This window comes from Actinoallomurus sp. CA-150999, from assembly GCF_050942425.1.
Lineage (GTDB): Bacteria > Actinomycetota > Actinomycetes > Streptosporangiales > Streptosporangiaceae > Actinoallomurus.
In genome coordinates, this window is sequence record NZ_CP192063.1 from 8,507,989 (window position 1) to 8,528,857 (window position 20,869).

The 20,869-nt window shown below is 70.3% G+C and carries 18 protein-coding genes and 1 pseudogene; 7 read left to right on the top strand and 12 right to left on the bottom strand.

What is annotated here, in order from left to right; all coding sequences use genetic code 11:
- The first annotated feature begins 47 nt into the window (after positions 1 to 47).
- The 3 genes from ACQP2O_RS39355 to ACQP2O_RS39365 all read left to right on the top strand — a co-directional run bounded on the left by ACQP2O_RS39355 (position 48) and on the right by ACQP2O_RS39365 (position 2,466).
- On the top strand, positions 48 to 806 hold the full coding sequence (locus ACQP2O_RS39355) for a hypothetical protein (RefSeq protein WP_433174270.1): 759 nt from the start codon (positions 48 to 50) through the stop codon (positions 804 to 806).
- Between the two features lie 273 nt (positions 807 to 1,079).
- Entirely contained in the window at positions 1,080 to 1,961 is an 882-nt protein-coding gene (locus tag ACQP2O_RS39360; RefSeq protein ID WP_433174271.1) for a trypsin-like serine peptidase, read from the top strand.
- Positions 1,962 to 2,100: 139 nt separating this feature from the next.
- Positions 2,101 to 2,466: a DUF2203 domain-containing protein gene (locus ACQP2O_RS39365; RefSeq protein ID WP_433174272.1), complete on the top strand. Its 366-nt coding sequence runs from the start codon at positions 2,101 to 2,103 to the stop codon at positions 2,464 to 2,466.
- A gap of 109 nt (positions 2,467 to 2,575) precedes the next feature.
- On the opposite strand, the gene ACQP2O_RS39370 is transcribed toward ACQP2O_RS39365, so the two are convergent.
- From ACQP2O_RS39370 to ACQP2O_RS39385, 4 genes are all read right to left on the bottom strand, one after another.
- Positions 2,576 to 3,409, bottom strand: a complete 834-nt coding sequence (locus ACQP2O_RS39370) for a sulfurtransferase (RefSeq protein WP_433174273.1) — start codon at positions 3,407 to 3,409, stop codon at positions 2,576 to 2,578.
- Between the two features lie 50 nt (positions 3,410 to 3,459).
- The gene (locus ACQP2O_RS39375) at positions 3,460 to 4,572 is read right to left on the bottom strand and encodes an alkaline phosphatase family protein (protein ID WP_433174274.1); all 1,113 of its coding nucleotides are present in this window, start codon (positions 4,570 to 4,572) and stop codon (positions 3,460 to 3,462) included.
- Positions 4,569 to 5,159, bottom strand: a complete 591-nt coding sequence (locus ACQP2O_RS39380; protein ID WP_433174275.1) for a DUF5998 family protein — start codon at positions 5,157 to 5,159, stop codon at positions 4,569 to 4,571. Before ACQP2O_RS39380 ends, ACQP2O_RS39375 begins: the two co-directional genes overlap by 4 nt.
- Positions 5,160 to 5,540: 381 nt before the next feature.
- Complete coding sequence (locus ACQP2O_RS39385) at positions 5,541 to 8,039, bottom strand: GNAT family N-acetyltransferase (protein ID WP_433174276.1); 2,499 nt, start codon at positions 8,037 to 8,039, stop codon at positions 5,541 to 5,543.
- Between the two features lie 142 nt (positions 8,040 to 8,181).
- On the opposite strand from ACQP2O_RS39385, the gene ACQP2O_RS39390 reads away from it, so the two are divergent.
- Positions 8,182 to 9,075 (top strand): carbohydrate kinase family protein, encoded by an 894-nt coding sequence (locus ACQP2O_RS39390; protein ID WP_433191298.1) that lies wholly within the window; start codon positions 8,182 to 8,184, stop codon positions 9,073 to 9,075.
- A 21-nt stretch (positions 9,076 to 9,096) separates the two neighbouring features.
- Here the strand turns inward: ACQP2O_RS39390 and ACQP2O_RS39395 are convergent, their stop codons facing one another.
- From ACQP2O_RS39395 to ACQP2O_RS39405, 3 genes are all read right to left on the bottom strand, one after another.
- Complete coding sequence (locus ACQP2O_RS39395) at positions 9,097 to 10,140, bottom strand: LysR family transcriptional regulator (protein WP_433174277.1); 1,044 nt, start codon at positions 10,138 to 10,140, stop codon at positions 9,097 to 9,099.
- Positions 10,141 to 10,260: 120 nt separating this feature from the next.
- Positions 10,261 to 10,407: a hypothetical protein gene (locus tag ACQP2O_RS39400; protein WP_433174278.1), complete on the bottom strand. Its 147-nt coding sequence runs from the start codon at positions 10,405 to 10,407 to the stop codon at positions 10,261 to 10,263.
- A 29-nt stretch (positions 10,408 to 10,436) separates the two neighbouring features.
- Complete coding sequence (locus ACQP2O_RS39405) at positions 10,437 to 12,566, bottom strand: RecQ family ATP-dependent DNA helicase (protein WP_433174279.1); 2,130 nt, start codon at positions 12,564 to 12,566, stop codon at positions 10,437 to 10,439.
- A 549-nt stretch (positions 12,567 to 13,115) separates the two neighbouring features.
- Between ACQP2O_RS39405 and ACQP2O_RS39410 the strand changes: the two genes are divergently transcribed.
- A complete protein-coding gene (locus tag ACQP2O_RS39410; protein WP_433174280.1) occupies positions 13,116 to 14,123 on the top strand; it encodes a hypothetical protein in 1,008 nt (335 codons plus the stop codon).
- 139 nt (positions 14,124 to 14,262) lie between these two features.
- Here ACQP2O_RS39410 and ACQP2O_RS39415 read toward each other — a convergent pair whose 3' ends face one another.
- The gene (locus ACQP2O_RS39415) at positions 14,263 to 15,897 is read right to left on the bottom strand and encodes a hypothetical protein (RefSeq protein WP_433174281.1); all 1,635 of its coding nucleotides are present in this window, start codon (positions 15,895 to 15,897) and stop codon (positions 14,263 to 14,265) included.
- Between the two features lie 340 nt (positions 15,898 to 16,237).
- On the opposite strand from ACQP2O_RS39415, the gene ACQP2O_RS39420 reads away from it, so the two are divergent.
- Positions 16,238 to 17,386: a glycosyltransferase gene (locus ACQP2O_RS39420; RefSeq protein WP_433174282.1), complete on the top strand. Its 1,149-nt coding sequence runs from the start codon at positions 16,238 to 16,240 to the stop codon at positions 17,384 to 17,386.
- 95 nt (positions 17,387 to 17,481) lie between these two features.
- Here the strand turns inward: ACQP2O_RS39420 and ACQP2O_RS39425 are convergent, their stop codons facing one another.
- Complete coding sequence (locus ACQP2O_RS39425) at positions 17,482 to 17,811, bottom strand: ArsR/SmtB family transcription factor (protein WP_360882546.1); 330 nt, start codon at positions 17,809 to 17,811, stop codon at positions 17,482 to 17,484.
- A gap of 73 nt (positions 17,812 to 17,884) precedes the next feature.
- Between ACQP2O_RS39425 and tnpA the strand changes: the two are divergent.
- Positions 17,885 to 18,214: pseudogene (gene tnpA, locus ACQP2O_RS39430) on the top strand (IS200/IS605 family transposase); the annotation flags it as partial.
- 82 nt (positions 18,215 to 18,296) lie between these two features.
- On the opposite strand, the gene ACQP2O_RS39435 reads toward tnpA, so the two are convergent.
- The 3 genes from ACQP2O_RS39435 to ACQP2O_RS39445 form a co-directional block, all read right to left on the bottom strand.
- Positions 18,297 to 19,427 carry a lactate 2-monooxygenase gene (locus tag ACQP2O_RS39435; protein WP_433174283.1) on the bottom strand — a complete coding sequence of 377 codons (1,131 nt, stop codon included), beginning with the start codon at positions 19,425 to 19,427 and terminating at the stop codon, positions 18,297 to 18,299.
- A 127-nt stretch (positions 19,428 to 19,554) separates the two neighbouring features.
- Positions 19,555 to 20,235 (bottom strand): CBS domain-containing protein, encoded by a 681-nt coding sequence (locus tag ACQP2O_RS39440; protein ID WP_433174284.1) that lies wholly within the window; start codon positions 20,233 to 20,235, stop codon positions 19,555 to 19,557.
- A gap of 45 nt (positions 20,236 to 20,280) precedes the next feature.
- Complete coding sequence (locus ACQP2O_RS39445) at positions 20,281 to 20,760, bottom strand: MarR family winged helix-turn-helix transcriptional regulator (protein ID WP_433174285.1); 480 nt, start codon at positions 20,758 to 20,760, stop codon at positions 20,281 to 20,283.
- Between the last annotated feature and the right edge of the window lie 109 nt (positions 20,761 to 20,869).

Here is a 20,869-nt window from a genome sequence, read left to right on the forward strand (position 1 = left end):
CGGCCGAGATCCCGTTCGCGGCCGGCCGGGCACTACGGTTGTCCGCCATGCGGGCAGGGGAACATGGCGCGGAAACGGTGACGTTGTGGAGGCCGACCGGGCAGCAGGAGCTCGATCTGGTGGCGGAATCCGGGTGGCGTTCCTGGCCGCCACGACTGCCGGACCAGCCGATCTTCTATCCGGTCCTCAACCGCTGGTACGCAACGAAGATCACCCGCGAGTGGAACGTCCCGCACGGAGGCGTCGGCTACGTCACCCGCTTCGACGTCCGCAAGTCCTTCCTCGATCGTTACTCGGTGCGGCAGGTCGGCGGGCGCGACGTTCTGGAGTACTGGATCCCGGCCGAAGACCTGGACGAGCTCAACGCGAACATCATCGGCGCGATCATCGAAGAGGTCGACTACCGCGGACGCGTGGCCGATGAGGAGTTCGCCGAGGCGACCGAGGCTCTCGGCGCTCCGCTCCCCGTCGCCTGGCGCGACTACCTCCAGAGACGATCCTGGTTTCGCCGCGGCTGGTCCTCTTCGGACTCCTACGTATGGCTTTACACACCCCGTGAAACGCATGAAACGAACGCCGTCCTCCGAGAGACCGGGGCCAACGAGGCGTTCCCCGGGATGGCCGTCCTCGGATGCGACGGGAGCCGCGAGCTCCTCGCGGTCGACCTTCGAGACGACTCGAGTCCGGTGATGCTGGTCGATCTCACCGGAGACGGCTGGCACGACGCACTGCCGCAGGCCGAGAACATCACTCGGTTCATCGAGCTGGTCGAGAGCGGCGCCTTCGAGTACACCTGGCCGGACTGATCACCCGTCCACGGTAAAAAATACGTAAAAGGCACTACATAGATCCCAGAAACAGGTATTACCCGAATTTAGCGCAAACCCCGGAACGCAGATCACAGACTCAGAGCGCTTCATGTGATTTGCATCACTTATGCGCAATAGTCGCCAATTATCACCTTAATGCGGTAAAAAGAGTAGGCTCTCTCATCCGCCAACGACACAACAGCGACACAACCCCAAACTATGATGAACAGTAGAACGAAGACCGTTATCACCGCTACGGCTGCCGCATGCGTGGCGGCGACCGGAGCGATCCTCCTGGCCGGCCACGGTCATTCGCCGAGCACGGCGATCGTGCAGACCGCGTCAAGCAGCGACTCGGACACGAAGAACTACTGGACCCCGGCACGCATGAAGGCGGCCACCCCAGAGGATCAGCGCCGGCCACAGAAACGAGCGCTGCTACGAGACAGGAAGGGCATTCCCCAAGGGACGGTGTTCACCGGCATTCCGAGCGTCGGCCGGCTCTTCACGCACAGCAAGACGGGTGACCACTACTGCACTGCCAGCGTCGTATACAGCACGAAGCATAATCTGGCCCTCACCGCGGCGCACTGCATATATAGCTACAACACTGATACCAATACCGGGTACTACCGCGACAAGATCGCTTTCGTTCCCCAGTACGACTCCGGAAACGCCCCGTATGGCATCTGGGCCGCGCAGACACTCCTCGTTCACAATGGATGGAAGAAACGAGCGGACCCTGACCTCGATTTCGGCTTCATCATCCTGGCCAAGGACAAGACGAGCGGCAAGAACGTCGCCGATGTAACCGGATCGAACCGCCTCACCCCGAATACAGCACTCCCCGAGAAAGTCCACGTCGTCGGGTATCCGGCTTCCGGAACGCCCGGGAATGATCGCGCGATCCAGTGTGACACCACCGCCATTCACCGGTTCAAATACCAACTGGCCTTCGACTGTGATGGATTCACCGGCGGCACCAGCGGAAGCCCCTGGCTCTCGCAGTACAACCCGGCGAAGCAGCAGGGAAAGGTCGTCGGCGTTCTCGGTGGCTATCACGAGGGCGGCGATACGCCACAACGATCCTACTCATCTCTCCTCGATCACGACGTAGCCAGCCTGCGCGACCAAGCCGAATCGAACGGGTAGAGCCCGGCGATATAAACGAGCCATCCCGGCTCCACCGTCGTCAGGGATGGTTGAGGGTGACCCATCCGCGATGGTCGGGGTGGCTCGCCCGTGGGGCAGATCCGGACGACGGGCGCTCCGCGCCGGTAGCGTACGACCCGTGACCGACCGCATCTTCACCCTCGGGGAGGCCCGCGCGCTGCTCCCCGAGGTGCGCGCGCACATCGATGCGATCGTCGCCGCCCGTGCCGATCTCGCCGAGCTGGCCTTCGAGCTGCAGTCGGGGCGGTCGTCGCCGCTGGGCGGCACGCCCGAGCTGAAGGCGTACGAGGCGCGCATCGACGAGGCGCTCGGGTGGTTCACGATCCAGGGCATCGAGGTGAAGAGCGTCGCGCCCGTGCTCGTCGACTTCCCCGCCTACCTGCGCGGGCAGTCGATCCGCCTGTGCCTGCTGGAGACCGAGTCGACGCTCGGCTGGTACCACCGCAGCAACCTCGGCATCGCCGGGCGCCGCCGCCTGCCGTAGCCGAGACGTTCAGTCCACCCGGCGCTCTCGGCCTGACGGATCCTCTCCGGCCTTCCAGACCCGCATGCCGGGGTTCCGCGCGAATACCGCGCGAAACCCCGGCGACGAATTACGCCAGGCCCTGGTCGCCGGTCTCTACGGCGCGAGTGCCGTCGGCGACCCAGTTGGACCAGGAGCCGACGTACAGGGCCGCGGGCACTCCCGCGACGGTGAGCGCGAGGATCTCGTGGGCGGCCGTAACGCCGGAGCCACAGTAGGCTCCGACGTCGACCGCGTCGGTGGCGCCCAGCTCGGCGAAGCGCTCTCGAAGCAGGTCGGCGGGCAGGAATCGGCCGTCGACGCCGACGTTGCCGGTCGTGGGCGCGCTGACGGCGCCGGGAATGTGCCCGGCCACCGGGTCGATGGGCTCCACCTCGCCGCGGTATCGCTCGGGCGCGCGGGCGTCGAGCAGGACCCCGGCCTTGGCGAGCGCGGCGGCGCCGTCCGCGTCCAGGACGGGCAGGCCGCCCGGCCCGACCGTGAAGTCACCGGGCGTGACCTTCGGCACCTCGGTCGTCACCGGCCGTCCGGCCTCGACCCAGGCGTGGTAGCCGCCGTCGAGGACGCGGACCCGCTGGTGCCCGAAGTAGCGGAGGGTCCACCAGGCGCGGGCCGCGGAGGTGGAGTCCGCGTCGTCGTAGACCACGACGAGGCCGTCGTCGCGGACGCCCGCCCGCCGCATCGCGTCCTGGAAGACCTGCCGCTCCGGAAGGGGATGCCGGCCGTCCGGGCCCGGCGGCCCCGCGAGGTCGTGATCGAGATCGATGAAGACCGCGCCCGGCAGGTGGCCCCGCCGGTACGCCTCGATGCCGGGCGGACCACCGAGGCGCCAGCGGACGTCGAGCAGGACGACGTCGCCGCGGAGTTCTCGGACGAGTGACTGGACGTCGATGAGAGGATGCACGCCGCCAGTCTGACCGTTAATCCCCCCGTCTGCGAGATGCCGCTCGGCGTTCATCCGGCCGACTCCCGGACCAGCAGGGGAACGAGCTGCTCGGCGGCGACGAGCGACCCGTGCATGCCGATGAGAGTGGACTCGATCGGCTCGGCCTTGGTCGCCACGATGGCCACGTCGGCGTACGGGACGGCGACGACGTCGCCGATGCGCGGGGCCAGGGGCGCGGACACCGGGCCGAACAGCCCCTCGGCGATCGCCTCTTCGCGCGTCAGCACCCACGCCTGCCCCGCGAAGCGCTCACGCCACACGGCCAGCACGTCGGCGGCGGCCCCGGCCTCGGCGTACACGTGCCGGGCCCGGGCCTCGCCGCCCAGCAGGGCCACGCCCTCCCGCAGCGCGGGCTCGGCGTCCACGTCGACCCGGCCGGTGGGATCGGTCATGCCGTGGTCCGCGGTGACGTAGAAGACGGCGTCCGGCGGCATCGCCTCGGCCAGCCGCCGCGCCAGCAGGTCCACGAAGGCCAGATGGTGGTGCCAGGCCGCCGAGCGGGAGCCGTGGATGTGGCCGGTGGCGTCGAGGTCGCCGTGGTAGACGGTGACGAACGCGCGCTCGCTCTCGCGGATGGCCTGCTCGGCACGGGCGACCAGCGGGCCGAGGGCGTCCGCGGGGAGGTAGCGTGCGCCGCGGTAGACCGAGCGGGTCAGCCCGGAGTGCTCGAACGCCCGCGCCGCGACGTGGCTCGCGGCCACGCCCGCCGCGACGGCCCGGTCGAAGATGGTGCGCGCGGGCTGCCAGGTCAGGGGGTCGATCCCGTCGCTCCAGCGCAGGCAGTTGTGCAGCCGCCCCTCCCCCGGGACGGCGACCTGGTATCCGAACATGCCGTGCCCGCCCGGCGGACGGCCGGTGCCGAGCGAGGCGAGACTGGTCGCCGTGGTCGAAGGGAAACCCGCGGTCAGCGGCCGGCCCGGCAGCGAGGAGAGGTACGGCGCGGCGTCCGGATGCGCCCGCAGCAGCTCCCAGCCGAGGCCGTCGACGAGAAGGACGCAGGCGCGCGGCAGGGCAGGCAGATCCAGGACGTTCGTCTCGCCCGGGACGCCGAGCGCGGCAAGCACGGACGGGCCCAGGTCCGCCAGCGACTCCCGGCCGTACGCCGGGGCGGGAATGCTCATCGGCCCGGCTGAGACGTGACCTCCGAGAGCGCCTGAGCGAACGTGAGGACCTGCTCGACGGCGTCCGCGCCGTCCGCTGCCTCACTCACCCGCAGCGAGAGGTCGTCCGCCGTGATCGTGCCGGTGTAGCCGTGATCGGCCTCGCAGGACTCGTCACCGCAGGAGGCCGGCTCCAGATCGACGTGAGCGATCACCCCCCAGCCGATGGTGAGCATCACCTCGGTCGGCGGCACGCCCGGCACGTACGACGCGGGCTCCGGCACGACGCGCGTCACCGCCACCGACTGCACCCGGCCCAGGCGCACCGCCTCCGTCGTCGTGGAGGCGTGCGGGTGCGGAACCGACTCGGTCGGCGGATGCTCGTCCGTGTGGCAGACGAGCAGGCGCGTCGGCGACAGCACCAGCACGGTGACGTGACGCCGGACCTCCATCGCCGGATCGAACGTCGCCTCGTGATGGACGACGTAGGAGATCACGGTCTCGTTGCCCAGTAGCGACTCGACCGCGTCCGCGACGAGCGCCGGGTAGTAGCCACTCCGCTCGATCGCGGTGCGCAGCCCCTGAGCCATCGCTCGGGTTTCCCTCATGGATCCCATCCTGCACTGCCCGAGCGTCACACGCACACCCTCGGGTAGAGATGTGGACATGACCCGACCGCACGTCCCCCCGCCCGAGCCCGAACCCCCCACCCCACAGCCGCCCACGCCCCACCCCGACCCGCAGCCGCCCGCACCGGAGCCGCCCAGCCCGCAACCGCCCACGCCGCAGCCACCGGTGCCCCCTCCGGAGCCGCCGGTCCCGCCGCCCGAGCCGCCGCCGGAGCGGCCCTCCCCACGGCCGATCCCCGAACCGAGCCCCAGCCCGATCCCGCCGATTCCGGACCCGGTGCCACCACCACAACCCACGGATCTTCACCCCGGCTGAACCCGGGACACGCCTCACCGCAGCCGTTCGTGCGGGCTCTCCCGTCAGGACGGCCTGAGCCGGCGAACGTGGTCGATGCGCGGCCCCGGCGGTCTCTCCGACCACAGCCGCGCGCTCCGTACGACGGCGCCGGAGGCGCGGGCGACCACCTCGAGGTCCAGCCGTGCCACCTCCGGCAGGTCGTCGGACAGCCGGGACACCCGTAGCAAAAGGCGCTCCAGGGCCGCCAGGTCGACGGGCTCGGCTCCCTGATGGCCCAGCAGCAGCGGCGCCGCCCTGATCGCGCGGACCATCCCGGCCGCCTCGACGTCCGTCAGGGGCGCGAGCCGGTACGCGCGGTCGTCCAGCAGTTCGGCCGTGAGGTCCGCCAGGCCGAAGGACACGATCGCGCCGAAGGAGGGGTCCTCCGACGTGCTGATCCGTGTGACGACCCCCTCGTCGCCCGCCTCCGCGGCGTCCCCTGCGCGCTCGATGCCGTAGCAGGCGAGCAGTGCGGCGGTCCGCTCCGCGTCGGCCGCACGCCGTTCCGCCGGCTCGGGAACCGCGCCGGGCTCCCGGCCACCGGCCGGAGCGTCATCCGCTGCCAAGATCTCGTCGACCAGTGCGCGGGCCCTGGGCCGGTCGATGCCGGGCAGTTCGGGCACCCGGCCGGGTGCGCGGCGGCGGCGCTCGGCGTACCGGACGGCGTACGCGAGGGCACGGACGGCGTCCTCGGGCGCGGGGTAGGAGGGAACGCTGCCGTGCAGGAGGCCGCGCTCGCCGAGGTAGGTCGCGACGACCGGTTTCGCCGCGCCCTCCGCCTGCCGGACGATCGCGGCGGCCACCTCGGGGTCGATGCCGCCTCGTACGGGCGGCGCGAACACCGTGACCACCGCGTCGGCCGCATCGTCGTCGAGGGCCTCGGCGAGCGCGGACTCGAAGTCCACCGGCCCGGCCGCCGGGCCGAGGTCCACCGGTGTGAGGGGGTCGAGTTCCGCCGCGGTCGCGGCGTCCTGGACCAGCAGCCCGATGGAGTCCGAGTTGCCGACGATCGCGATCCGGCGGCCGGTCGGCAGGGGCTGGTAGGCGAGGATCTGCGCGACGTCGAACAGCTCGCCGAGCGAGTCGACCCGTACGACCCCGGCCTGGGCGAACAGCGCGCTGACGGCGTGGTCGGGAAGGGTCAGCGCCCGCGCGGCGTGGCCGAGCGGCACGCCCTGGGTGGTGCGCCCGCTCTTGACGGCGACGATCGGCTTGGCCCGGCTGATCCGCCGCGCGAGGCGGGTGAACTTGCGCGGGTTCCCGATCGACTCGAGGTACAGGAGGATCACCTCGGTGGCGGGGTCCTCCTCCCAGTACTGCATGAGGTCGTTGCCGGAGACGTCGACGCGGTTGCCCGCCGACACGAACGTCGACAGGCCCAGCCCGCGTTCGGCCGCCCAGCGCAGGATCGCGATGCCGAGCGCGCCGGACTGGGAAAAGAACCCGACCGGTCCGCGCCCCGGCAGCGTCGGGGCGAGGGTGGCGTTCAGCCGTACGCCCGGGTCGGTGTTGGCGATGCCCAGGCAGTTGGGGCCGACGACGCGCATGCCGTTGGCCCGCGCGAGGCGTACGAGCTCGTCCTGGCGGGCGCGTCCTTCGAAGCCGGCCTCCCCGAAGCCGGAGGAGACGACGACCAGCCCGTGGACGCCCTTGGCGGCGCACTGGGCCACGACCTCGTTGACGTGGTCGGCGGGCACCGCGACGACGGCCAGGTCGACCGGGTCGGGGATGTCCGCCACCGTCGGGTGGGCGCGTACGCCGCCCACCGCCGACGCGGTCGGATGGACGGGGAACACCGGGCCGGTGAAGTCGCCGCCCAGGAGGTTGCGCAGGACGGTACGGCCGACGCCGCCCGCCTCGCGGCTGGCGCCGATCACCGCGACCGACCCGGGGAACAGGAGACGCTCGATCGACCGCGACTCCGCGCGGTGCTCGCGGGCGGCCATGACCTCCCGGGAGGTCTCGGTCGGCTGCAGGTCGAGGGTGAGCCGGATCACACCGTCCTCGAAACGCTGCTGAGCCTCGTAGCCGGCCGCCCGGAACACGGTGGTCATCCGGCGGTTCTCCGGGAGGACGTCCGCGATGAACCGCTGGATGCCGCGTTCGCGGGCCGCCGCGGCAATGTGCTCCAGCAGCACGGTGCCGAGGCCGCGGCCCTGCTGGGCGTCCTCGACGAGGAAGGCGACCTCGGCGGGGTCCGGTGACTCGTCCGGGGACTCCGGGACGGTCGCGTACGGGCTGCCCGCGCCGAGGCGGTCGTAGCGCACGACCGCCACCATCGCCTCGCCGATGGTGGCGATGAGGGCGACGCGGTCGAGGTAGTCGACGGTGGTGAAATGTTCGATCTCCCGGTCCGTCAGCCGGGGGCGCGGCGAGAAGAACCGGTAGTAGATGGATTCGGGCGAGAGCCGGGCGTAGAACTCGCGCAACAGCTCGGCGTCACCGGGCCTGATCGGCCGCAGGTGCGCCGTCCCTCCGTCCGCGAGGACGACGTCGGCCTCCCAGTGGTCGGGGTACGGCACACGTCGAGACTATGGGAGATCCCGAATTAGCGCCGGTTCGGGACCCACCCGGGTACCGGGAGCTGTTAGGTTTTTCTCCGGGTCGCGCAGGCAGGCCGCCTTTCGGGGGTTGGCAGCCGCAGGAACAGGGTGGGTGGACGACATGACGCGCGTGGTCGTGGTCGGTGATCTGATGACCGATGCCGTCGCGCGAGCCGCATTCCCGCTGGCGAAAGGCGGAGATACGCCGGCCAACGTGACGATGCACGGCGGCGGCTCGGGAGCCAACATCGCGGCCTGGCTGGCCGTCGAGGGCATCGAGTCGGCGTTCATCGGGCGGCGCGGGGCCGACATCGCGGGCCGCAACCGTGACATGGAGCTCATGGGGTACGGCATCGACGCCCGACTCGTGATGGATCCGGAGCGGGCGACGGGCACCTGTGTGGTCATGGTGACCCACAAGGGCGACCGGACGATGCTGTCGGACCCGGGTGCCAATGCCGCGCTGCTCCCCGAGGACATCCCGCAGGACCTCTTCGGTCCGGGCGCCCACCTCCACGTGTCCGGTTACTCCCTGCTCAACGAGGGATCCCGGCAGGCCGTCCTGCACGCGATGAAGCTGGCGCAGCGGGCGCAGATGTCGGTCACCGTGGACGGCGGCTCCAACTCCCATCTGAAGCGGGCCGGCGCCGAGCCGTTCCTCGAGTGGACGCAGGGCGCCCGGCTGCTGATCGTCAACACCTCCCAGGCCGAGGTGCTGACCGGCCGCGACAACCCGGAGCAGGCGGCGAAGGTGCTGACCGCCTGGTACCCGGAGGTCGTGGTGAAGATGGAGGCCGAGGGCGCGCTGTGGTTCAGCAACGGGCCCACCGACCCGATCCGGGTGCCGGCCGAGCCGGTGGAGGAGATCGCCGACGGCACGGGCGCCGGTGACGCCTTCATCGCCGGGTTCCTGCCGGTCTGGCTCGACGGCAAGCCGCCCGTGGAGGCCCTCGCGAACGGCTGTCGGCTCGCCGCGCGGGCGATCAGTCACCTCGGCGCCCGCCCCATCCTCTGAGCAGCCGCACCGGCCGTACGGTCATCGTTCGGCGGCCTCGGCCCGGGCGGCGGCCTCCTCGCGCATGGCGGCCCACAGCAGGTTGAGCGGATGCCGCGGTTCGTACCGGACGCGGTCCTCTTTGCTGACGAACGCCCCGGTCATGATCTCCGGGGCGGCCTCGAGGTCGTTGCGCAGCTCGATGACCCGGAGTCCCTCGGCGCGGGACCGGTCGCCGATCGACCGCGTGACGATCATGCAGCCGCGGGCGAGGCCGGACTTCAGCAGTGACAGCCCGTACGAGATGTCGTCGATGTCGGCCACGATGTCGAGGCGGTCCCGGAAGTTGGGCCCGTACCAGTGGCCGAGGAAGTCGGCGATCAGTCCGGTCGACGGCACCACGAGCGGGATCTCCGGCAGGCGGCTGCTCGTGACGATGCTGAGCGGGAGCTCCTGCTCGCTGAGGTTGGTGAGGAGGACGGGGCGGCCGCGCGCCAGCTCGATGACGTCGTACGGCCGCAGGCGCGTCTCGTCGCCGGGGACCGCGACGATGGTCCCGCAGACCAGGTCGACACTCTTGGACTCCAACCGCGACCACACGTCCTTCGTACGGACGTGGACGACGCGGAACTCGACCTCGCGGCGCTGGAACTCCTCGGACAGGCGGGCCCAGGCGCGGGAGACGGTCTTCAGGGTGAACTCGGTCGTGCCCACGGTGAGCGTGCTGCCGAGGCGCCGGCGGGAGGAGTGGATCTCGGCCAGCCACTCGCTCAGAGTGGCGCCCGCGAGGCGCGTGATCGCTTCACCGGTCGGGGTGAACAGGACGTCCTTGCCCCTCCCCTGCTTGACGGTGAGCACCTCTCCGCAGAGGTCCTGGTAGTTGCGGTTGAGCGTGTCCATCTGTTTCTGCACGCTGGACTGCTCGCGGCCGAGCAGCCGGGCGGCGCGCAGCGCCGAGCCCGTCTCGCGGACGACCAGGAGCGTCCTCAGCTGGTCGAGGGTGGTGTCGAGCAGCGGCGGGGCACAGCTCAGCAGCTCGCCGAGCCCGCCGTCACGCAGCGGATGAATACCGGACGATTCACTCATCAGACGTCCAATTCGGGCGTTGTTCTGTCCCCGAGAACAGTTCAGCGGGAAGTGATCGCACTTAGCGGTGCGATGACCTCTAGATATTCTCCAGAACAGGTGGACACGACTTTTTGCACTCTAGAACAATTCCGAAGCGTGCGATGGCCGGTCGTCCAGGGTCGTGAAGGTCACGGGGGCCCCGATCCAGGGCGACCGGTCGAGCGCGGCCTCGGTCTCCGACAGCCCGTCGAACGGGGCCTCGGTCCCCGACAACCCGTCGAACACGGCCGCGGTCCCCGGCGACCGGTGCGCGATCAGCTCACGGCGGCGAGGGCCAGCGGGAGGACGGCGGGGGCACCGGCCTCGCGCAGTAGCCGCGCCACGACGGTGACGGTCCAGCCGGTGTCGACCAGATCGTCGACCAGCAGCACCGGACCCTCCGCGGAACGCACCGCGTCGGGAACGACGAAGGCGTTCCAGAGCGCGCGGACCCGCTGCGCGCTGTTGTGGCGGCGCGGACCCGGGCCGCCGTCCGCGTACGCGACCTCGCCGAGGTAGGGCAGCCGGCCGATCTCGGCGATGCGCCGGGCCAGGTCCGCGATCATCCCCGGCCGGGTCGCCGAGCCCATGGCGACCACCCCGGCGGGCCGGCTCGCCCAGTCCCACGCCGTGAGGACCTTCACGATCGCGCCGAAGACCTCGTCGGACACCGGGGCATCGGGCGCGCCGTCGGCGAGCAGACCGCGCAGCCGGTTGCCCCAGCCGATGTCGGTCAGCCGCCCGAGCGCCCGGCCGGGCTCGGCCTGCAGGTCGGCGGGGATACGCCCGGAGATGCCCTCCGCCTTCATGCCCGTCGGCCACATCCGGCGCGGCGTCACCTCGACTCCCGGACGGCTCAGCCGCTCCCGGGCCCGTACGGTCTCCTCCTCGGGCACCTCCACCGCCAGGTGCCGCCCGGTGCAGTTGTCGCAGCGCCCGCACGGCACCGCCTGCGGATCGTCGAGCTGGTGCCGGAGGAACTCCATCCGGCAGGAACCGGTCGTTTGATACTCGAGCATGGCCTGCTGTTCGCGGGAGCGCTCGGCCGCGACCCGCTCGTAGCGCTCCCGGTCGTACGCCCACGGCCGGCCGGTCGCGGTCCAGCCGCCCTTCACGCGGCGGGCGGCGCCGTCGACGTCGAGCACCTTGAGCATCATCTCCAGGCGGCTGCGGCCCAGGTCGACGCGGGTCTCGAGGGCCGCGGTGGACAGTGTGCCCGCCTCCTCCAGCGCCCCCAGCGCCTGGCGTACGACCGGCTCGGGGGGAAAGGCCAGACCGGCAAAGTAGGCCCAGATGTCGCGGTCCTCGCGGCCCGGCAGCAGGATCACCTCGGCCCGCTCCACGCCGCGCCCCGCCCGGCCGATCTGCTGGTAGTACGCCACGGGCGACTGCGGGGCGCCCAGGTGCACGATGAACCCCAGATCCGCCTTGTCGAACCCCATGCCGAGCGCGCTCGTCGCCACCAGGGCCTTCACCTTGTTGTCGAGGAGGTCCCGCTCGGCCTGCAGGCGCTCGGTCTGCTCGGTCTGCCCCGTGTACGCGGCGACGGCGTATCCGCGGTCGCGGAGGAACCCGGCCACCTCGTGCGCCGCCGCGACGGTAAGCGTGTAGATGATCCCGGAGCCGGGCAGCTCGTCGAGCCGCCCGGCGAGCCAGGCCAGCCGCTGCTCGGCGCCCTGGAGCCGTACGACGGCCAGGCGCAGGCTCTCCCGCTCCAGCGGGCCGCGCAGCACGAGGGTCTCCTGGTCCGATCCGCCCGTGAGCTGATCGGCGACGTCATGGGTGACCCGCGCGTTGGCGGTCGCGGTGGTGGCCAGGACCGGCACGCCGGGCGGCAGCTCGGTGAACAGCGTGCGCAGCCGGCGGTAGTCGGGCCGGAAGTCGTGCCCCCAGTCGGAGATGCAGTGCGCCTCGTCCACGACGACCAGGCCCGCGCCGGCCGCCAGCTCGGGCAGGACCTGGTCGCGGAAGTCGGGGTTGTTGAGCCGCTCCGGGCTGACCAGCAGCACGTCGACGGCGCCGTCGCGGACGTCGGCGTAGACCCGCTCCCAGTCGTCGAGGTTGGCGGAGTTGATGGTCGCCGCGTGGATGCCGGCCCGCTCGGCGGCGGCGATCTGGTTGCGCATCAAGGCCAGCAGCGGACTGACGATCACGGTCGGCCCGGCGCCGCGCCGCCGCAGCAGGGCCGTGGCCACGAAGTAGACCGCCGACTTGCCCCACCCGGTGCGCTGCACGACCAGGGCCCGCCGCCGCTCGACGACCAGCGCCCGGATCGCGACCCACTGGTCCTCGCGCAGACGGGCGTGGTCCCCGGCGAGCGATCGCAGGCACGCCTCCGCGTCCTCCCGTAGGGCGTCTTCGGCCGGTCCGTCTTCGGCGGGTCCCCGGTGCGCTTCGTCAGCCATGCCGTCCTTCGTACCAGCCCGCACCGACCACACGCGACGGATCGGCCCGAGAGACCGATGACCGGTGCGGGCCCGGTGACATCGGGTCGGCCGCCCGCGTGGTCCGCAAGGCGGGCAGCGAACAGGTCCTTCCATTGATCCCCGCGAGGGAGATCTCCCGGGATTTCTGTCCCTTTCGGGAGGTATTCACGGATGAGGCGGGCCGACAGACGCCGTCTCGCACGTAATAGCTGTGGCAATCGCTCGAAACGGGTCTCATGGAACACCAGGAGGGGTATCCACCTCTCGTCACCGCCGCGCCACACCATAAGGCCCCGGATTCCCAGCTTGATACGGGTGTCCAGATTGACTCATTTAGCAAAGTGCGGGCGAATGACGAGGCAGACCACACTCACGGAGACAACCGCATCTCCGACACGCCTTTTGGTGATCACATGACCTGATGCATATATTGCCATCAGAATTCGAGGGAATATAGATCGCGTCGGACTCCAGACACCCATTGCGACAGATACGAAGCCATCGCATCGTTCCGAAAATGAGGAGAAAATGCAGAAGAAGGCGCTTATTGCCACCGGAATGCTTGTCGTGACCGGAAGTGGAATGATCGGCAGCATTTCCGCGTACGCGGACGACTGGCACCGTCACAGCAGTTTCCGTGCTTTCCACCAAAGCCGCTTCAGACTGCTCCATCGTCACGCGAATTTCAACGCCAACAACAACGAGCAGTTCGTTCGCGTGCCGATCCGCAACCGCATCCGGACCAACAACCTCGCCATTATCCGAAACGCAGCGTCACCCGGCCCCACCGGCCCCACCGGCGCTACAGGAGCCACGGGAGCCACTGGGGCAACGGGTGCCACCGGCGCGACCGGTGCCACCGGCGCGACCGGCGCGACCGGCCCCACGGGCGCGACTGGTGCCACGGGTGCGACCGGCCCCACAGGCGCGACCGGTGCGACCGGCGCGACCGGCCCCACGGGTGCGACCGGTGCGACCGGCGCGACCGGCCCCACAGGCGCGACCGGCGCCACGGGTGCGACCGGTGCCACGGGTGCCACGGGCCCGACCGGGCCTACCGGGCCGACAGGGCCTTCGGGCGCGGCCGGTCCGTGCATCGCTGCGGAGACCGCGCCTGGTGAGAGCAACAGGAAGTGGGTCGCGGTGACCCGCAATGGCCAGATCTTGATCGCGCTGGTCGACACGTCGGGCCAGACGCCTACGGTCAGGCCGTTCACACCGCTCTCCAACACCGTGTTCCCGCCCGGATTCGTGCCGAGCTGCGTCGCGTTGTCCAACACCGGCAACCGCCTGCAGGTCACCGCGCTCGGAGCCGACGGCTCGGTCCAGGAGTCCGAATGCCCGATCACCGGTAACACGCCGGCGACGCAGCCGCCTGCCAGCTGCGGGCAATCGATCACGATCCCGTTCACCGCGCCTCTCGCCCGCGCCTTCATGGCGAACCGGAGGGCCGCCGCAGCCGGACTGCCATTTCTCCACGCCTCCCGGATGGCGGCTCGACCGCAGATGGTCGGGGCACCGAACCGCCGCCGGTAGGGCACGGCCGATGTTCTGACATCGACCGACCACGATTGGCCGACCTGGGGAGTCCTGGGCGCACTCGACGATGGGAGCGCCCAGGGCTCCCTGTTTCACGGCGTATGCCGGTCGTCCCTGCGGGCTTCGGCTGCCGAGGTCACTTCCCGCGGCGCCAGGCGACCCAGTCGCCGGTGTAGGTGCGGCGGGCCAAGACGATGTGCCAGCCTGCGGGAACGGCGGGCCAGCTGAACTCCGGTGGCAGCACACCGTCCCATGGCACGACGACGAGCGTCGCGTCCGGCGGCAGTGTTGCCCGGCGAGAACGGTCGATCGGCACCTGGCCGGTGCGGACCTGGAACGCTTGCGCGACCCAGATCCGCCACGCCAGGTCGGGATAGTTGACCGCCACCCGATCCTGGGCACGGAGTCCGGCCGGGGCCAGGCTCGTGTCGGACCACAGCGCTTTCTCCAAGAATCGGACGACTCGATTGGCGACCACGGTCGTGTCGGCCAGGGCGAAGGCGATGAACCCGGCGGCGACGATGAGCAATCCGCCTCGGCGCCATTTCGCGATCACGGCGCCCGACAGCGCCAACAACAGCAGCGCGACGCAGGTGGCGGACCACAGTTTCAGAGAGTCCCAGCTCCAGGTGAAGAAGCAGATCTCGGGGAATTCCAATGCGGTGAAGAAGCTCCGGGAGAGCCGATCACCGGCGTGCAGGCATACGATGCCACCGGTCACCAGCGCCAGGGCCGCCGTGGCGAGCACGGCCTGGACGGCCGCCCTCCTCGTGGCGCGCACCGCGAACGCGGCCCCGGCGATGAAGAGCACCGGAGCCAGGCAGCCGAGGTACCGGCCGTAGACGAAGTTCGCGACGGCGCCCTCGTCGGGGACCGCGGCCGAGCTGGCGATCGCGATACCCGTAATCGCCGCGAGCATGACGCGCGCCGTCGCCCGTATCGCGACCGGCGTGCTCTGCCGCACGGCGAGTACGCCGACGGCCACCAGGCCGACACCGGCCACGCCCACGGTCGAGACGATGAGGTACCAGATCTTTCCCGTGGCCAGTCCCAGCGTCCACCCCAGCCCGTCCGGGCTGGTCAGACGACGGGAGAGGAAGTCGCCCAGCGGGTTCACTCCGCCCGGATAGATCTGGGATCTCGCCCAGCCGTTCAGCGCCCACGCGGCGGCCGACGCGGTGACCAGCGTGCCGGCGATCACCGCGGTGTCCCGTTTGCTCGCCCAGCGACGCCACAGGACCGCGACGAGAAGACCCGCGTGCACCAGCACGATGATCGTGCCGCGAGAGTGCACGCAGTAGCAGTAGGCGGCCAGCGCGCTCGCCGCCACGCCGTACCCCGGCCGCCCGCCGGCGAGCCACGAGTGGATCAGCAACAGCCAGCCGAGCATCACGACCGGCAGTGCGGCGTCGGCCATGGCGAATTGGCTGTAGTAGATGACCGAGGGCAGGAGCGCGGTCACGGTCGCGAGAAGGTACGCCTGCGGGCGCGGCACGTTCAATCGGCGCAGCGCGATGTAGGCCAACGGCAGGAGCGACGCGCCCACCAGCGAATTGATCGCGACGACGAGGTGGTAAACGGTCACCGGGTCATCGCTCAGCCAGTACGCGGGAGAGATGAGGAGCGGATAGCCCGGCTGGTAGAACGACCACCCGGACAGGTTGCCGGCCGCGCCTCCGGCGAGCAGCCGGGCGGCCAGCAGGTAGCCCGTCTCATCGGGGATGAGGATGGGGGCCGTCCGATGCTCGGCGAACAGCAATCGGACGCACACTTGAAGAATCCAGCCGCCGACGAGCAACAGTGGCCAACGATGACGTCGGAGCACATTGAGGCGAGCCGTTGAGTCCACATGCTCTGTCGGGCTGATGACCCCAGGCGATCCCATGGCATCTCCGTCCGAGAATGAAGCGCCCCCGTCCCGCATCTCGGGCGGCCCCATGGCGCGGCTCCCGATTCATGGCGGACGATAGTCGATCAACGAAGCGGGATACAGCCTCGGCGTATTTATGCATGTAATGGGTTAGACGCCATAAAGAGGACCGATTCCCGCAAAGCCGTCCAGCCCGTCATAACCGTGCTCGCGACCCACGCGTTCGACGGTTGAATGACGCGTGTCGAACGGGTTTCCGGCACCGGCCAACCTACAATCAGAGGCCATGTCTTCGGGGAAGCAAACGTTCTGCCTCACGATGATCGTGAAGAATGAAGCGCACGTCATCGCCCGCTGCATCGACTCGGTCAGGCCACTGATCACCTCGTGGTGCATCGTCGACACCGGCTCCACCGACGGCACCCAGGAGCTCGTTCGCAAAGAGCTCGCCGACCTGCCGGGCGACCTCTATGAGCGGCCTTGGAAGGACTTCGGCCACAATCGGTCGGAGGCGATAGAGCTGGCACGCGGCAAGGCCGACTACGACCTGGTGATGGACGCGGACGATACCCTCGTGATCCCGGATGGGTTCATAATGCCGCGCCTCACCGCCGACTCTTATGAGATCCGAATCGACGACTCCGGGACCTCTTACTATCGCGTCCACTTCTTCAGAGGCGACCTGGACTTCCACTACGTCGGCGTCCTCCACGAGGTCATCAGGTCCAGCCCAGGACGCACGCTCGCACGCCTCGATGGACTCAGCTATCGCCGCGCGTACGATGGCGCACGCTCGACCGATCCACAGAAGTTCCGGAAAGACGCGGCGGTGCTTGAAAAGGCCCTCAAGGCGGATCCGGACAACGCACGTTACGCGTTCTACCTCGCACAGAGTTGGCGTGACGCGGGCGAGTACGCGCGAGCGGCCGCCGCGTACGAGCGTCGCTCGAAGATGGGCGGGTGGATCGAGGAGGTCTGGTACTCGCTCTACGAACGCGCACGCCTCGCCGATCGTCTCGACGAGGATGCCGACGCGATCGTCGGGCACTACCTGCGCGCGTACGAGACGCGCCCGCAGCGCGCCGAGGCACCCTGCGAGCTCGCGCGTTGCCTCCGCTTCCGGGGCCGCCCCGCGGCCGCGTATCCGTTCGCGCGGGCGGCCAGTGACATCCCACTGCCGAACGACGTCCTGTTCATCGATGATGCGGTCTACGCCTGGCGGGCACTCGACGAACTCGGGGTCGCGGCCTTTTACGCGGGTCGCTACCGAGAAGGGATCGCCGCGAATGAGCGCCTGCTTTCAGGGCCTGCCCTTCCCGCGGGCGAACGCGCGCGCGTCCAGAAGAACCTCGAGTTCTGCAAGAAGGAACTCGGACCGCCGGCGCCATAACACCCAGGCCCCCAGGCGGGCGTCGCGGACCGACCCATCGCGACCGCACGTCGAGCCACCGGTACCAGAGCGTGGGACGGATCGGCCCCTGACGGTCAGGCGACCTCGGTGAGCTCCGGCTGGAGCACGGCGTCGAGCAGACCGGGGAAGCGGCGATCGAGGTCGTCACGGCGAAGCGTGAGGAGGCGGCGGGCACCCTGCACCCGCGAGTGGGTGATGCCCGCCTCGCGCAGAATGCGCAGGTGGTGGGACATGGTGGACTTGCTGACCTCCAGCCCGGCGTCGTGCTGGATCCGGCCGCACGCCGACTCGCCCACGCGGGCCAGCGTCCGGACGGTCGCCAGCCGCGCCGGATCGGCCAGGGCCGCGAGCACCTTGGGCAGGGTCAGCTCCTCAACGGGGGGATGGAAGACCTCATCGCTCACGACCCGAGCATATTTCACGACGCAGTGAGTTCGACCGCCGTCGTAGTCGTCCCGTCATGGTCGTCGCCGACTAGACGCGCTCACAGCCGACCCACGGACAGAGGTTCGCGAGACCATGCGCAAGGTCTGCGAGGACTTCGAAGCAGAACTGAGGGTGTTCAACGGCGCCGACGACCACGTGCACCTGCTCGTGCAACACCCGCCCAAGGTCGCCGTCTCCAAACTGGTGAACAGCCTCATGGGCGTCTCCGCGCGGATCCTGCGCCGAGACTTCACCGACCAGGTGAACCAGGCGCCCGCCTACGGGCACTTCTGGTCCCCGTCATACTTCGCAGCATCGTGCGGCGGCGCACCGCTGTCGATCATCCGGCAATACATCGAACAGCAGAAACAACCGGCCTGACGACCGAGCACAGGTCAAAGACGCGCCAACCCCCGCCCTGGATGACGGAGCTTGCGTGCAAGATCATTGGTCAGTCCCGCGGCTACCGCTCCTCGTGGAGGGACTCCGCGGACACGGCGGCGACGCCGTCGTGGCCGGACAGCCGGAGCGTGAGCTCGAGCTCGGCGAGCAGGCAGCGCAGCACGTGCCGGACGCCCTCCTCGCCGTCGAGCGCCAGCCCGTACACGTACGGGCGGCCCAGCAGGACCGCCTTCGCGCCCAGTGCCAGGGCCTTGAGAACGTCCGCGCCGGTCCGTACGCCGCTGTCGAACAGCACCTCGATCTGGTCGCCGACCGCGTGGGCGATGATCGGCAGCGCGTCGAGCGAGGCGACGGCCCCGTCCACCTGGCGCCCGCCGTGGTTGGACACGACGATGCCGTCCATGCCGGCGTCCACCGCGCGGCGGGCGTCGTCGGTCTGCTGGATCCCTTTCAACGCGATCGGCCCGTCCCAGTGTTCGCGCAGGAACTCCAGGTCGTCCCAGGTCAGGCCCGGATTCCCGAAGACGCCGGCCCAGTGGGCGATCGGATCCGCCCCGGCCTTGGCGGTGAAGACCGGGTCGGCGAGGTAGTTCTGGATCCCGATGCCGCGCAGGAACGGCAGGTAGGCGTTGTCGAGGTCGCCCGGCCGCCAGGCCAGCGTGAACGTGTCGAGCGTGACGACGAGGGCGGTGTAGCCCGCGGCCGCCGCCCGCTCCAGGAAGCTGACCGCCAGGTCGCGGTCGCCCGGCCAGTACAGCTGATACCAGCGCGGGCCCGCCACCTCCGCGACGTCCTCCATGCCGTACGACGCGGCCGTGCTGAGGATCATCGGCAGGCCGAGGGAACGCGCCGCCCGCGCCACCGCGAGTTCCCCCTCCGGGTGCGCGATGCGGAGCACACCGACCGGCGCCAGCAGCAGCGGGGCCGGCAGCTCCGCGCCGAGCACCCGTGTGGTGAGATCGCCGTCCGTGACGCCGCGCAGCATGCGCGGGACGATCCGCCGACGCCGGAACGCCTCGCGGTTGGCGACCGCGGTGTCGCCGGTGCCCGCCGACCCGGCGATGTAGTCGTACGCCTCTTGCGGCAGCCTCTCGCGGGCGAGCGCCTCCAGGCGGGTCAGGTCGGTCGGCAGCGAGGGCACGACGTCGTTCAGGCCGTTGAGGTAGATCTCGAACTGGAAGTCGGCGTACACGCGGGCGCTCCTTCTCCGAGAGGGCTCACATTAGCCAAGCGAGGCGGACGCCGCCTCGGCCGCCGAAGAGATCAAGGAGAAGGGCGCCCCTCAAGCGCGCGGTCCGGCCGCGCGTGTGGCCGGGCCGTCACGCCGCCTGTTCGTCGTCGAGCGGAGCCGACCGTTCATCGCGGTCTCGCGTGCTCGCAGCGTCGCCCCACCAGCGGAGGACGCGCAGGTGGCGTTCCCGATGGCTCTCCTCGGTGAGGTCGTGCAGCCGGGCTTCGAGCAGGTCGCCGAGCGCGATGACGCCCAGCACCCGCCCGTCGTCCGGTCGGATGACGGGCGCGCGGGTGATGGAGTGCTCGGCGAACAGGTAGGCCACCGAGCACAGGGTGTCGTTCGCGAACACGGCCACCGGGTCGGCGACCATGACGTCCGCCACGGTGCGCTCGTCGGACGCCTCGGCGGCGGCCCGCAGGGCCCTCTGGGTGACCACTCCGGCCAGCCGGCCCTCGTCGTTCACCACCGGATACAGGCGCAACCGGTCCAGGCCGTCGGCCGCCTCGGCGACGGGCTGGTCCGCGCGGAACATCACCGGATCGGCGCGGACGACGTCACGGGCGAAGAAGCCTTCGAGCGGGTCGATGGAGTACTCACGGGTCAGGTGCAGGCCGCGCCGGGCGATCTTCTCGGTGAGCACCGACCGGTCGAGGAGCAGCGTCGACAGGGCGTACGCCGAGGTGGCGGCGATGAGCAGGGGAAGACCGGTCGCCCATGCGTGGGTGAGTTCGAGGGGGAAGATGAGGCCGGTCAGCGGGGAGCGCATCACGCTCAGCCCACCCGGCCGGCGCCTCGCGGGCGCCGCTCGGGCTCACAGGGGTACGGGCCCGTGCGGCTCGTCGGCGCCGTCGCGGCCCACCGCCTCGTGGAACCGGTGCAGCGCGGCGGCCAGAACCGCGCGCTCGGACGGGCTCAGCCGGCCGAGGATCCGCGCCAACTCGTCCCGCCGCCAGCGCATGACCTGGTCGACCAGCCGCCGGCCCGCGGGCGTGAGCGCCAGCGTGACGATGCTGCGACTGCGCGGATCGTGGCCGCGCACCACGTGGCCGCTCGCCTCCAGGCGGTCGGCGAGCCGGGTCACCGACGAGGCGTTCATGCCGAGCTCTCGCGCGACGCTCGACGAAGGGGAGATGCCGAGGTCGGCGAGGACGACGAGCACCCGGAACTGTGGGAGGGAGACCCGCCCTTCCAGCAGCTCCAGGCTGCGAAGGGTCACGCCGACCAGGTCCTTCGTGGCGGTCTGGAACGCGTCGATCTCCACGTCCAGCGGCGCGTCCGTTTTGTCCCCCATGCCCGAAAGTATTGCACACGACAAGACTTGTCATCGCCAAGCGCCAGGCCGAGACATGCCGGAAGAGACGGAGAGCGGCCAAAGATGTCACCGGAACCCGCGACAATGG